The 13,902-nt window shown below is 53.7% G+C and carries 12 protein-coding genes; 6 read left to right on the forward strand and 6 right to left on the reverse strand.

Annotation, left to right across the window (positions count from 1 at the left end):
• Positions 1 to 5 precede the first annotated feature (5 nt).
• Positions 6 to 599, reverse strand: a complete 594-nt coding sequence (locus tag ENH71_RS07640) for a hypothetical protein (RefSeq protein WP_294135658.1) — start codon at positions 597 to 599, stop codon at positions 6 to 8.
• Between the two features lie 57 nt (positions 600 to 656).
• A complete protein-coding gene (locus tag ENH71_RS07645; RefSeq protein WP_294135655.1) occupies positions 657 to 875 on the reverse strand; it encodes a helix-turn-helix domain-containing protein in 219 nt (72 codons plus the stop codon).
• A 488-nt stretch (positions 876 to 1,363) separates the two neighbouring features.
• Between ENH71_RS07645 and ENH71_RS07650 the strand changes: the two genes are divergently transcribed.
• Positions 1,364 to 3,388 carry a hybrid sensor histidine kinase/response regulator gene (locus ENH71_RS07650; protein ID WP_294137645.1) on the forward strand — a complete coding sequence of 675 codons (2,025 nt, stop codon included), beginning with the start codon at positions 1,364 to 1,366 and terminating at the stop codon, positions 3,386 to 3,388.
• Between the two features lie 40 nt (positions 3,389 to 3,428).
• Here the strand turns inward: ENH71_RS07650 and ENH71_RS07655 are convergent, their stop codons facing one another.
• Positions 3,429 to 4,592, reverse strand: a complete 1,164-nt coding sequence (locus tag ENH71_RS07655; RefSeq protein ID WP_294135649.1) for a S1C family serine protease — start codon at positions 4,590 to 4,592, stop codon at positions 3,429 to 3,431.
• A gap of 171 nt (positions 4,593 to 4,763) precedes the next feature.
• Between ENH71_RS07655 and ENH71_RS07660 the strand changes: the two genes are divergently transcribed.
• Positions 4,764 to 5,618: a M90 family metallopeptidase gene (locus tag ENH71_RS07660; RefSeq protein WP_294135648.1), complete on the forward strand. Its 855-nt coding sequence runs from the start codon at positions 4,764 to 4,766 to the stop codon at positions 5,616 to 5,618.
• Positions 5,619 to 5,649: 31 nt separating this feature from the next.
• On the opposite strand, the gene ENH71_RS07665 is transcribed toward ENH71_RS07660, so the two are convergent.
• Both ENH71_RS07665 and ENH71_RS07670 read right to left on the reverse strand, forming a co-directional pair.
• The gene (locus tag ENH71_RS07665) at positions 5,650 to 6,426 is read right to left on the reverse strand and encodes a substrate-binding periplasmic protein (protein WP_317622412.1); all 777 of its coding nucleotides are present in this window, start codon (positions 6,424 to 6,426) and stop codon (positions 5,650 to 5,652) included.
• Positions 6,427 to 6,451: 25 nt separating this feature from the next.
• Entirely contained in the window at positions 6,452 to 7,771 is a 1,320-nt protein-coding gene (locus ENH71_RS07670; protein ID WP_294135642.1) for a GGDEF domain-containing protein, read from the reverse strand.
• A gap of 234 nt (positions 7,772 to 8,005) precedes the next feature.
• Here ENH71_RS07670 and ENH71_RS07675 point away from each other — a divergent pair, with 234 nt between their 5' ends.
• From ENH71_RS07675 to ENH71_RS07685, 3 genes are all read left to right on the forward strand, one after another.
• Positions 8,006 to 8,698, forward strand: a complete 693-nt coding sequence (locus ENH71_RS07675) for a hypothetical protein (RefSeq protein WP_294135640.1) — start codon at positions 8,006 to 8,008, stop codon at positions 8,696 to 8,698.
• 200 nt (positions 8,699 to 8,898) lie between these two features.
• Positions 8,899 to 9,561, forward strand: coding sequence for a lysoplasmalogenase (locus ENH71_RS07680; protein WP_294135638.1), 663 nt, complete (start codon positions 8,899 to 8,901; stop codon positions 9,559 to 9,561).
• Between the two features lie 322 nt (positions 9,562 to 9,883).
• Entirely contained in the window at positions 9,884 to 11,962 is a 2,079-nt protein-coding gene (locus tag ENH71_RS07685; protein ID WP_294135636.1) for a dynamin family protein, read from the forward strand.
• Between the two features lie 50 nt (positions 11,963 to 12,012).
• Here the strand turns inward: ENH71_RS07685 and ENH71_RS07690 are convergent, their stop codons facing one another.
• The gene (locus ENH71_RS07690; RefSeq protein ID WP_294135634.1) at positions 12,013 to 12,456 is read right to left on the reverse strand and encodes a hypothetical protein; all 444 of its coding nucleotides are present in this window, start codon (positions 12,454 to 12,456) and stop codon (positions 12,013 to 12,015) included.
• Between the two features lie 279 nt (positions 12,457 to 12,735).
• On the opposite strand from ENH71_RS07690, the gene ENH71_RS07695 reads away from it, so the two are divergent.
• Complete coding sequence (locus tag ENH71_RS07695) at positions 12,736 to 13,869, forward strand: zinc-binding dehydrogenase (protein ID WP_294135632.1); 1,134 nt, start codon at positions 12,736 to 12,738, stop codon at positions 13,867 to 13,869.
• The last annotated feature ends 33 nt before the right edge of the window (positions 13,870 to 13,902 follow it).

Raw genomic sequence — 13,902 nt, forward strand, 5'->3', positions numbered from 1 at the left:
AATGATCAAACCACCTCAATCATTTCGGGTTTGCGCAGGAAGTAGACGGCCAATACGATCAGTGCGACCGGGTATATCACAGCAGTAAAAAAAGAAAACAGGATGGTCAGTTCAAAAATACCCTGTATCAACGTCACGATTGCAAAGACCTTGACAGGATAAGGCAGTTGCACAGAATTTCGCATAAGCACGAAGGCGATCAGGATATCAATGACACCAAAAGCGACGGTGCAGGCAACTGTCAGCAACATATTCAAGCCAAGCGCTGACTCGTGTCTTGATGCCAGGCTGTCTCCGAACAAGGGGGCAGACAGTTCTAGAGCGAACCCCCCAAGATGGAATACAACATTGACTGCGATGATCATCGTCAGGAAAATGTCCAGGTCACGAAAATTATGATGATCATGCAGCTTGCGCCTGAGTGAGTAGTAGACATAAACCGTCGCAAAACCCATCAGCAGAAATACCCAATCCGCCGCCACCAGTCCATATCCGATGCCATCGGTATAATCCGACAGCGCCACATAAAGCCAGAAAACGGGTGTCAGCATCGCCAAAGCGATGGCTGCAAATCCGGGCCAGACGTAGTCATTATTCATGTGTGCCTCCTGTCAGCGAAGTAATCCCTGGCGCTTCTGTTTGCGTGTCGGTGCCGTCTACTTTTTGTTGCTATCGTCAATGTACTCAAGGATATCTCCGGGCTGGCAACCCAGCTCCTTGCAGATCACGGCGAGCGTACTGAATCGAATGGCTTTGACCTTGCCGGTTTTCAACAAGGACAGATTGGTCATGGAGATACCGATCCGCTTTGACAGTTCCGTCAGCGAGATCTTCTTCTTGGCCATTTCCACATCAAGGTTTATACGAATTTCCATGAAACGTAGGCTAGCCGCGTAATTTATGCCTGTCAACATAAATATTACGATAAACGTAAAATATAAGGGCGTAAAGCAAGTGTTGTTGTCTGGTCGGGGGAATTGTTCCGTAGCCGATATTTGGAGATGCTTTAGGCGTCTGGTCGGCGACAGGTCGGTCAGCCGGGTTGATCTAGAAGCCGAATTGATACCGCGATTCCCGCTCATTGTTTCGGGCTTGGTGCCGAATACATGTTGTGAATGATTCTGCTGGCATTACTGATACTGGGTAGTTGCATGTGAAGGGGCATGGTACTCTTTGTCAGGTGTAAGCGCTGATCACACCAGTATTGTCAGGTGGCACGATTGGCCTTAATTAGAAGGCACCTCAGGAAATGATTTCAACCCGGGACACGAGCATAGAACGTCGCCAGAGACAGGCGCGGAATGTTGTCCTGATCGCTTTGCTGGTCGGGTTCGCCGGCGCCATGCTTGGCGTTGTTTTTGGTGTGCTGGCCGGAGCCTTGATTGGGGCTGAAGCCTGGCTGATCGGTTTTCTTGGCGTGGTTACGGGCGTCCTGATAGTTCTTGTGATGTTGAAGCCGGCGATGGCGACGAGTGTCGCCGCCGGCGTATTGACTACCTATTTCGCTTTTCACCTTAATGCCGGCGCCATCATCGTCTATCAGGCTTCCGGGGAAGTTCTGCGGATTATTCCCTATATCACGTGGTTCTTTCCGCTGGTTGTGTTTCACCAGTTCACGAACTTCGGCTTCTATAAGCGCCCCATCAGTATTCTTGTCGCTCTCAGCCCGCTGCCGACGGCGGCGTATGTGCTTGCGCATCTGGCCAATGCCTCCGATCTCGGCGCCCTGGACGCAATGGGAACATTCGTGTTCAGTTACCTGGTCTTTGCTTTGTGCTTCGGTTTTTTTACCCGACATCGCGATGAGGCGGTTCAGCGTGCGGCCATGGCCGAGGAAGCCGCTCGCAGTGCTGCCGCGCTGCGGCAGAGCGAAGAGCGATTCAGGCTGGTAAGCCTGGCAACAAACGATCTCATTTGGGATGCTGATCTTAAGTCCGCCAGAATCTGGTGGAACAAGTCATTGCGCGACGCTTTTGGTTATGACATATCGGGGTCCAGTACGGACCTGACTACTTGGCAAAGCTGGATTCACCCCGACGAACGAGATCGGGTACTGAAAAGCCTGCAGCGGGTAGTCAAAAGTGGCGGCAGTAACTGGAGCGACGAGTATCGGTTTGTGCGCGCGGACGGCACGATATTGAACGTGGTTTCCCGCGGCCTTGTTCTCAGCGACGAGTCGGGTGAGCCTGTCCGGGTGCTCGGCAGCACGACCGATGTCACAGAATTGCGCGCTCTGGAAAAGAAATTGCGTCAGTCCCAGAAAATGGAGGCTATAGGTCAATTGACGGGTGGTATTGCTCACGATTTCAACAACCTTCTGACAATCATTATGGGCAGTGCCGAAGCTCTGGCACACATTCATGCAAACAACCCGGCAGCGCATGAACTGGCGCAGAATACGATGCACGCTGCCGAACGCGGGGCAAGTCTGACCGGTCGCCTGCTCTCGTTCGCGCGGCTTCAGGCGCTTACGCCTGAAACTCTTCACCCGGGGCAATTGCTGGAAGGCTTTGAAGGATTGATCCGCCGAACCATTGATGGGGATATCGAGATCGGGTTCAATGTTGCGCCTGATGTTCTGCCTATTGAGGTCGATCAGGGGCAACTGGAGAATGCAGTGCTGAATCTGGTGATTAATGCCCGTGACGCCATGCCCGAAGGTGGACGACTGACAATCGAGGCATCAAACAGGACGCTCACGGCCGATGATTTGCCGCCCAATGAGGGAATGCAGGCGGGACAATACGTCATGATTGCGGTGTCAGATAATGGCTGCGGAATGTCACGGGATGTGATGGACCGTGCCTTTGAACCTTTCTTTACCAACAAGGAGGCTGGCAAGGGGTCCGGGCTTGGTCTGTCAATGGTTTGGGGTTTTGTGCGGCAGTCGCAGGGTCAGGCTGTGATCTATTCGGAACCCGGCGAGGGCACGACGGTGAAGCTTTACTTCCCTGCAGCAAAAGACAAAACGCTGCAGGCGAAATCGCCATCCGTGGTCGACGCAGTAGTGGGCGGAAGCGAGAGCATCCTGGTGGCTGAAGACAATGATCTGGTTCGCGATCATGTGGTGGCGCAACTCGTGGGGCTTGGCTACGAAGTAAAAGCAGCCGCGTCGGCAGCAGAGGCGCTCGCATTCATCGACGCTGGCTGGACCTTTGACTTGCTATTCACGGATGTGGTGATGCCCGGAGGCATGAGTGGCAAGCAACTTGCTGATGCTGCCTGGCTTCGCCAGCCCGGTCTCAAGGTGCTCTTTACCTCCGGCTACACCGAAGATGCCATCGTGCACCAGGGGAGGCTTGAGCCCGGCGTAAATCTTTTGGGCAAACCCTACCGTCGCGCAGATCTGGTCGCGAAGGTCCGCCACGTACTGGATGGGGGAGCATGATCGTGCGGCTGCATGCTGATCAAACGGGTTCTTTGCATCCCTAGCGATAGCAAAGCAGGGCGCCTGTCATCGTCTGTGCTCGCTCAGCAATGTCCGCTGTGCTTAATTCTTCCGAGTTGTCAGACAACTCATATCTGATGTTGTTGGCCCTGAGGAATGACTGCGTAATGTCGGAGGTAATTGCAAAGTTTACATTTTGCGGAATGTTGCCTGACTGCTGGGCGAAATAATCCTGATTGGCTGTCGACACGACCACGCCAACGACTGCACCATATATATCAAAAACAGGCCCGCCACTATTCCCGGGCTGGATTTGTGCAGAGATCTGAAACGTTGATAAGTCATCGCCTAATCCTGTTAGCGCGCTGACAAGCCCGTTGGTCAGATTGCCACTGGAAGACAGGTCTCCGAGAAGCGGAAAGCCGTACACTACGATGTCATCGCCCAAGCGAATTCTGCCCTGAGTCCGAAATGGCGCCGCTCTGGTGGTGCTATCTGTTTTCAGAAGTGCCAGGTCAAAGCTCTCATTCGTGGCCACCACGGTGGCTTCAATCGCGAGCGCGCCAGGTAACTGAAATCTTAACGAGCTGCATTCCGAGATAACGTGGTAGTTTGTAATCAGATGGCCTTCGTTGGTAACCGCAAATGCCGTTCCGGATCCGATGACCTGCGGGCTACCATTTGCAGCGGTTCCGGATGAACCACTTGTTTCGGAACCTTGATCCGTCAATAAACTGGCTAGCTCAGTGATGTATAATTCAGTCTCGGCATAGACATCACCCTCATTATAAACTCCGACCCAGATGTCATAGATGCCCGCCAACGGTCGTTCGAACGTAACCCCTGCCGTTAATCCCAGCTCCTCACTGTAATCGTCATTGCAATGCCATTGACCGTCAGGAGCATTGATTAGCAGTACCGTATCAACTGTTGATTCAGCAAAAAAGCTAAGCTCAAAGTCTGCGCTGCCAGTGGAGTAGTCAATCTGATAATCAGGTGCATCGCTAACGAACCCGTTGCAGTCAAACTGGTTTGCTTGAGACAAATTTACCGATCCCCCTGCAACCATGTCGATCACACGCGGGTCATCGGCGAAACCAGCGGAGAGGGATATTTCTCCAAAGTAGGCATCGCGCGAAACATCCTGAGCCATCACTGCGGCAGGGGTGATGGCCATGAGCAACAAGAAGGTGGAGGATCGCATGACACTAAACCTTGTTGCTGTACTTTTCACCCGGCGAAGCCTGGGTGGTAAGCATGCAAAATTTATTCATTCGGCTGCTCCGATTGACAAACCGCTAAATACGGATCGACAATGATATGGCGTTTAGACCCCAATGTGCAATAAAGCATGAGAAGGATGCCAGCGTACATCATGGACCTTTCTAGTCGAGTAACGATTGTACTGCTGTTCATGTTCGTTGTGGCGGTAGCTCTGTGGCTGTTTGTTTACCCTCGCTGGCGCCGCAAGCGCCTGGATAGCAAACCGTTTCCCGACAGTTGGCATGCTATCGTCAGACAACGCCTGCCGTTTTACCAGCGAATGCCTGCCGATCTGAGACTGGCCCTGCAAAACAGGATTACGCATTTTTTGGCAGGCAAGCAATTTTACGGGTGCGCCGGACAGCACGTGGACGACAACGTCAGAGTCAGTATCGCCGCGCAGGCCTGCCTGCTGGTGCTGAATAGATCCGGTGACTACTACTCGGAGCTGCACACCATTCTGGTTTATCCTTCCGCGTTTCTGGTAACGCATGGCGGTGTCAATGAGCATGGCCTGGTGTCACATGACGAGCGCGTGTTGGCAGGTGAGTCCTGGAACAATGGACGTATCGTGTTGTCCTGGGATAGCGTTGAGCACGGGGCGCGTGATTTCAGCGACGGCAACAATGTAGTGCTACATGAGTTTGCTCACCAGCTTGACCATCAAAGTGGTGCCACCAATGGCGCGCCGCTGTTGGCCAGCCGCAGTGCATATCAGCAGTGGGCAGCCGTCTTTACCGCAGAGTTTGAAAGCTTAAGGCAGTTGGCTATGAGGCAGAGTACCCAAAGCGTCCATGCACAGCCTCAGGAGGTTCTGGATTTCTACGGCGCAACAGAGCCCGCAGAATTTTTCGCCGTGGCGACTGAAACCTTTTACGAAAAACCCACACAGCTTGAAGCGCGCCATCCGCAATTATTCGAGCAGCTGAGGCAATACTACGGTGTGGATCCTCGCGAATGGCAATAACGCGGAAAGGTCATTGCAAGATGGCTGGGTGCTACTCGTGAAATGTCAGGTTGTACTTTTCGAGCAGTAACCGTTCCCGTTCGCCTTTCAGTGACAAGCGACCCTCATTCCAGATTCGCATCAGGGTTTGTCTTCTTGCGGCCGGCATGGCGGTAGAGAAAATGGGCATCTCCACCAGTTTGGTCTCCAGTCCCGGGTGCACGACTATCAGTTCATTCTCCAGGTTTAAACGATTCAGAGCGTACTGCAGGACCAGTTCGTTGTCGGCATATATGTCAACTCTGTTGTCTCTGATCATACGTAAAATCCGGTCTACCACGTCATCGTAACCCGCGATCACCTCAACGAAGTCCGAATTCTGCGGGTCACTGATAAAGTCCTGGTAACCAGCGCTCATGGAGCTGTAATCCCAGCCGGGACCGGTTGCGACTCGTCTTCCCTGGATGGACTGAACGCCGTCGTATCGCCAGGGATCGTCTCGCCTGACGACAAAGGCCGAGGGGTATGTGAATGTTTCTTCGGCGGCATATACAAAGCCTTTTTCCGAATTTCTGGTGTACAGGTATTCCGGCAACATATCACAAAGGCCCTGCGCGACCATGTCCAGCCCTCGTGCCAGGGGAACTTCATAATATTCGAGTTGATAGCCTTGGGCTGTGTATATTTGCTCAAGCATATCGATGACGACACCACGTTCAGGCGACTCTGCCGAGGGAAATATCGTCATCGGCGCCCAATGGTCATAACAGACTGATATTGTATCGGCATGACTCAGTCTTGCCGTGCCGGCAGCTGTCAGAGCCAGCATGACCAAGATGGATCTATACATTTTTTTATTTTTCAACACGGTTTCGGCCCTTGTCTTTTGCTGCATAGAGTTTCAAATCGGCACGCTTGAATAATTCACTGATTGATTGGTCTTCTGCCTGCGAAGAGTCAACCCCAATGCTCACGGTGTAACTGACTGCCGCTCCGTCAATATCCAGCACCGAGCTGGCAATGGCTGTCCGTATTTTGTCGGCAAGGCGGTAAGCATCATCAACGCCGGTGTCATTAAGGAAGACAGCAAATTCCTCCCCGCCAACCCGTCCGGTAAGGTCAGACTTCCGCAACAAACTCTGGATGGTCTGCGTAAAATGAATCAGGACCTGGTCGCCAACGAAATGGCCATGTGTATCATTTATATTTTTGAAATTATCCAGGTCAAGCAACATAAACGAGGACACTTTTTTCCGCCGCTGCGCAAGTGCCAGCAGCTGTTGTGCGGTATCGATAAAGGCGCCCCGATTCAACACACCGGTCAAGGAATCTCTTGCCGCCAGATCCTTGAGCTTGTCATTTGATACTTGCAGCTCTTCGGTTCGCTCTGCGACGGCTTGCTCCAGCCAGCTTCGTTTGGCCTTTTCGCTTTCCAGCAAGCGTTGCCTGTCGCTCTCCATGGCGGCCAGCATCCTGTTCATATGGCCCTGGAGCTGATGGAGCTCATTGTCCTCCAGATTGGAAAGGTCGATGCGTTTGCCTGCATTTTGGCTCAGCTGGACTTCATCGACCTGCGACATCAGTTCTTTCAACGGGACTGCCAGATATCGATCAAAAGCCCAGATAAACAAATAGAATAAAACGAATAACTTTATGATTGCAGTAATCGCGATTAAAGAGAAACCAAACAGCACCCGGTCCAGCACAACTTGCGATGACGAATAAAGGGTGAGTGAACCCAGAAATATGTCTCTTTCATTCAGCGTCCAGTACAAATCTGAACGTGTCTCAAAAACCGACACAGGAAGTGATGGCACAACGGCAGATCGTTTGGAGACGATATCAATGGAATTGGTATCCTGAATATCCACCCCTACGATAATGGGCGTCTTCAGAAGTCCGTCTATCAGTACATCCAGCTGACTCTCGTTGTACTGCCACAGGCTGGTGGAAATCGGTTCCCGCACTGTTTCTTCCAGTTGCTTGAGTTCCTGGACGATGGAGTCCTGGGTTTTCAGGTACTCCGTCAGAAATTGCAGACTTGTGATCAGGAGCGTCACGCCCAGATAGATGGAAAAGATGACGCGCATCATTTTCTGGGAGAGGTTGTTTGGACGAAGAAATTTTGTCAACACCAGAAATGCGCCATCCGTTCTTGAGCGATCTAACGCCATGATTATGTTGTTTTTTATTTTGCCGTCACGAGTGCTCTGACGGGCGATAGGATAGCGGAGTTATCCTCCATGAGCAATCTCTGGTGCCCGTGCCGGTTAAGTCGGTTTATCGCGGCGGTCTGGATGGTAACGCCGGCAGAATGGCCATTTATTACTGTCAGTCGTTGGGATATGCTGAGCTTCAGCCGGTGTCATCCTTGAATTTTTGGCGTTGGCTGTGTTCAGGAGAATCAAATGAATCTACCAGCGTTGTTAAGTGGTCTGGCCCTGACTGTCCTGTCTACGTGGTCGTGGGCCGGTGGCACTGCCGTCCTGGAGGCTGGCGCGGGCGCTAACCGGGTCAGCACCACCATTGAGTTTCATGACGGCAATATGCGCATGGGTGCGGCAATGCCGGGGTTGAATGGTTATATGGTGATGACCGATACCGGCATTTATATGGTGACTGCTCAGGCAGGACGCCCGATGGTGCTGGACCTGGGCGCGATGATGAGCATGCTGGGTGGTATGGCTGGCGAGATGATGCAGTCGCAGGGCTTCAGTGTGCCCAATGGCATTGGCCAGTTCCTGGAAATGAGCGACACCGGGCGTGAAGAGGTGGTGGCCGGGATCCCGGGTCGGGTATACGATCTTTCCTACGTCAACGATCGCGGCACTCGGCAAACCGAAGAAATTGTCCTTGGCCGTGATGACACCTTGCGTGAACTGACTGACACCATGGCCACCTGGAGTCGAATGATGGCGGCCTACCTGAGCATTGACCTGGGTGATTATCAGAGTGCGATGGATGACCTGTTGCCGCATGGCGACGGGATTCTGCGCCTGGGCTCAGGTTACCGGCTGGTGTCCATCAACAACAATGCGCCGGACTCTTCGCGGTTTACGCTGCCCGCCGCGCCGCAGCAGATGCCGAGCTGGATGCCGTGATGCTGAGGTAAGGCAGCCGGCAGCAACGACAAGCCAGCCTTCAGGCAGGGCACGCACGGAAAGTTGGGGTATATTTAGAGTAAAAACCGGTAAAAAGCAATTGCCCGCATGGGGCAGGGTGCTGGCGTTCGCGCCCGGATGATTTGGTCGACAATTGCGTGTATGTTGCTACAGTCATTCAACAACGAGAATAACCGGGCATGACAGATCTTTCCCGCGCTGCAGAAAAACGATTTATTGCTGTCGCGCCGCCGCTGTGGCTGCTGGCCTTTGCTGGCTTCAGCCTGTTGTATATCACTCTGCCGGACTTCATACCGTCCGATTGGCGCTGGCTGTTCAAGATCATTCCGATCGCGTTGCTGCTGCAGCTCGCGTTGACCAATACCAGCGGGAAGGTCCGGGCGCTTCTCGGGCTGGGTCTGGTGCTGTCTGCTATCGGGGATGTATTGTTGGCGCTGGAGGGTCTGTTTGTGCAGGGGCTTGCGGCGTTTCTGTTGGCGCAAGTCATTTATGCCGTCCTGTTCCTGTCGCAAAGTCGCTGGCAGCCCCGGCGCCTGCCCTGGGCTGCGCTCATCGTTGCTTATGCGCTGGTGTGCACGCTGCTGATAGTGCCTGAGGCGGACGGTATGAGGGCGCCGGTGACCGCTTACATGATTGCCATCAGTATGATGGCCATTGCAGCGGGTTTCCGGGACGAATCACAGTTCCTGTGGGTGGCCATGGGCGCGCTGATCTTCATGGTCAGCGACACGCTGATTGCCGTTAATCTGTTCGTTCTCCCATTTGAGTATTCGGGTATTGCAGTGATGGTGACTTACTACACGGCTCAGTTGTTGATCTGTGTTGGCATCGTCAGCAAATAAAGCGGGCGCGCTCCCCGGCGCCATCACCGGCTGGCACATGTCCAAAAAGAGTCCGCCCACGGCCACTGCAGTGTCATCCGCGTATACCTAAGTCGTTTGACAGATGTGCGAACCTGACTTGTGCATTGTCTCTCACCAGCCCTCGTGTCAGTATAAGTGCTTTAACGTGCGATAGTCTTCTCGACTCTACATGGCGGTGTTCTTCTGGCTTTATCACCACCAAGGCAGCCCCATTTGGGACAGAGAGGCAATCTAATCCGATTATTTTCAGGCTGTTAGCGCGTTCGCTGACCCAGGTGTCTGACCAAAAGGAGGAAAGATTGTGAAGACCAATATGCAGGCTTTTTGCCAGGAACTCTCCAAGGAACTCGAGCCTTTCGGCGAAGAGCTGCGGCAGGCGTTATCCGAGCTGCCTCCACGCAAGGATTTTACCAAGATTGATGCTCACGTCCGCGGGCTGCAGGAAGTGCAGCAGCGGCTGTCAACGCTGCGAGAGAAAGTGAGTAAGCAGAGCACGTTCCTGCTTATCTTCGGTCCGCTCAAGAGCGGCAAGTCTACACTCATGAACGCTTTGAGCGGTGCCTATGTGAGTGAGGTGTCCAGTCTGCCGGCCTACCCTGCACTGGTCTACGTCAAGAACGGCGATCAGCGCCGCTTTGAGGCCACCGACTACGAGGGTGACAAGCGTGAGTTTCCCGACAACGTAGCAATGGCCGAGGCCATTCAGCAAGATCACGCCCACCTGGCGGATGCCATCGTTGCTGCGGAAAACACAGGCGAGGCATTTGATCCACAAAAGCACTATCCGCAGGCCATACGCCGGATGGATATCGAAGTGCCCGCGGCGAGCCTTGCTGAGTCCGGCTCCGTTCTGGTGGACACGCCCGGGCTGTACAGCCGAATGAGATTCGGTTACGACCAGATGACACGGGATTTCCGCGATACGGCCACATGCGCCATTTTTGTCGTCAAGACTGACAATCTGTTCTTTGAAAAGGTCTTCGAGGAGTTTGAGGAACTGCTGAACTGCTTCAGCCGTATCTTTCTGGTGGCGAACATCGACTCATCGAAACAGGACCTGAGCCCGGATGGCACGCTCACGCCCAGTCTGGAGAGCCTGGATCCTGACAAAATCATTGATTCTTTCCGCTCGCTGTCGATGAGTGCGACTCTGAGCGGTGCCATCGAGAACGGGCAACTGAAAATCTACCCGATCGATCTGCAGAAAGCGGCGACCAGAATGCTGGGCAAGAGTACTGACAGTGTGTCGGATGTTGCCGCGGATGACACTGCGATGGCCGGACACCGGAACGATGGTTTTGACGAATTCGTCGACGATCTGACCAGCTACCTGAATAGCAGCGATTATTTCCACGATTTCAAGCATGACAGCGTGCGTCTGGCCCGGGACCTGTCGGAAGAGGCTGGTGAGCTGGTTACGGGCGATGCAGTGACGCAGCTGCGTCAGGACAGCAGGGAGGAGCTGGAGCGTGAACGGGAGCGTCTGGCGGCCCTCCAGAATCTTGAGCAGCAGAACTGGGAACACGCTTTCAACACACTTCAGAACTCCAAGGGCGGTCTGCTCGAAGAGCTGACTGAGCACAACGCGGAGCAACTGGAAAAATCCTGCCAGGAACAGCTCTCGGCGTGGATGGACAGCGATGAAAGCTGGAATGCATTGTTGGCGCGCCTCAATCCGGAAATCGAGCGGGAAAGCAGACGGCAGTCTGAGTTATTGCTGGAGCATCTGAAAAAGCAGTTAAAAGGCGAACATGCCGGTGCAGAATTTACCGAATCTCAGCTTGCCGCGCTTCGCGATGCCGGTTTGCAGGTGGAGAAGGCGCTGGCCGGCTGCCTGCAGGATCTTGGCACAGGAACGCCTGCTGTCGTCGCACAACTGGAGGTGAAGGCAGAGGACATTCCCATTACCCGCACATTGGGTGATTACCTGAAGTTGCGCAGTCGCACCCGGGTGTGGCAGCGAGTATTCGGTGATGACGGCAGTCAAAGTGTCGAGGCAGCGGTCAAAAAAGAGCGTCTTGGCAATGACAGCCTGGAGAAATTGCACGCCATTGCGCGCGACGCCGTCAACCGGCAAATGCCGGAATTGCTGCAACGCTACGCTGACGAACTGACCGATGCACACGTGAGCAGGTGTGTGGCGGCGCTTGAGCAAGAGATTGCCAAGCTCAAGGCTGCGGCTGAGGAGTCAGTCGCACCACTGGAGTCGACAATGCAGTTTTGCGTGCGGGCACAGGAGGTGTTCGATCGTATCAAGGCCAGCAGTACGCGCTTCAGTCACGAACTGAACGAACTTCAGAGCCAGCTTGACCTTGAGCAGGCAGCGGCCGATGAGGCCGGGGTCGACGCCCGGGTTGAGGAAACAGCCGCGGAGTATTGACTGGTCGCATGCTGCCGGGACAACGTGTCCCGGCAGCACTGCTGAATTTTCTAAGGCAAAGTGATGCTTTTCAGATAATCCACGATAATCGTACCGCAATCCGTTTCCTCACTATCCTGCGGGTTAGCAAAGTCACTTAAAGTCGCCAGATTCCCGTCTACTATGCGGTAGGTTGCAGTGACCTGGCCAATATACTGGTGTGTTGGCTCCCTGAGCTCGTCTCTTGTAATTGGCGGTGGACAGTGGTGAACACGATCTTCTCTGACGCATATGTAGGGATATATTATTTTCGATGCACCCACCTGCAATGTGCCAGGCACCAACGTTTCTTTAACGCTAACGGCGCAGGCTCCATCTTGAACCAGGTAATTCCTGAGAGTGGGCTTTACTAAATCATGAGGCAGCGCGAGCTGATTGTCCCAGCGATCCTGGGCCAGGGCCGGGCTCAATAATACCAGCGTGCCTATACAGAAGATAAATTGATATGTTTTCATGATTCTCTCTCTTGCGATGAAAGATCCTGGTTGAAAGTGCTGCGGTGCAACCCTGTTGAGAGACAGTATATGCCTATTTTCCAAATCACGTTTCACTTATGCTGATCCAGTCCTCATTTTTGCCGCCTGAGTGGTGAGTTGATTGCCGCTCACCCGCCAGGTCAGGTGCGGTCACGGCTCGTTTCAGGCTCAACACACGTCAGCAACAGATCCCGACATCAGGTACACTGACGACAGAGACACATATCAACTCACCTTCAATGCATCAGCGGGATCCTTATGTCAGTACCTTCTAGCTATCTGCAAATGTTTTCTACCGTCAGTGAGTCTGGCGAACTACGTCTTGAATTAATGGAAAAGCCCATGCCGACACCTGAGGCCAATCAGGTACTGGTCAGGATAGAGGCAACGCCCATCAATCCCTCGGACCAGGGCGTGATGTTTGGCTGGTCGGATATCAGTGCCTCCACGTCTTCCGGTGAGGGTCAGAACACGGTGTTGACGGCACCGGTATCCGAGCAGGGTATGCGCGTTATGAAGGCGCGCGCAGGACAGACGCTGGCTGTGGGTAACGAAGGCGCGGGTACCGTTGTTGCAACGGGGAGCTCTGAACTGGCCAAAAGCCTTGAAGGCAAAGTGGTGGCGGTAATGGGCGGCAGCATGTATGCGCAATATCGTTGTGTGGATGCCGACACCTGTCTGCCTTTGCTGGAAGGGCAGACCGCCAAAGACGGCGCATCCTGTTTTGTCAATCCGCTGACCGCGCTGTCAATGGTTGAAAACATGAAAATGGAGGACCACTCTGCGCTGGTGCATACCGCGGCCGCGTCCAATCTGGGACAGATGCTGGTACGCATCTGTCAGGCCGATGGCGTGGAGCTGGTCAACATTGTGCGCAAAGAGGAACAAGTGGCGCTACTGCGAGATATGGGTGCCAAGTACGTTATTAATACCAGTTCGGATAATTTTATGGCTGAGCTGACTGATGCCATTCATGCCACCGGCGCCACGCTGGCGTTTGATGCCACCGGCGGCGGCACACTGGCGTCGAATATTCTCGCCTGTATGGAAGCGGCAGCGGCGCGCACACCGGGCGCTTACAGTATCTATGGTTCGGTTAAACACAAACAGGTGTATCTCTACGGCAACCTGGATACCTCACCCACTGTGTTACAGCGCGCGTATGGCATGGCGTGGGGCGTCGGCGGTTGGTTGTTGCCCAATTTCCTCGCCAAAGCAGGGGCGGAGGTGGCTTCCCGGTTGCGAACGCGGGTCGCCCGCGAGCTGAAGACAACCTTTGCCAGTCATTACACCAATGAAATTTCTCTGGCGCAGGCGCTCGATGCAGACACAGTGCGTCAGTATTATGCCAAACATACCGGCGAGAAGTTTTTGATTTGCCCGCAAAAGTAAGCTGGAAAAGCCCGGAAATTGATCGGGTGCTTT

The sequence above is a fragment of the Pseudohongiella sp. genome (assembly GCF_011050365.1).
Taxonomy (GTDB): Bacteria; Pseudomonadota; Gammaproteobacteria; order Pseudomonadales; family Pseudohongiellaceae; genus Pseudohongiella.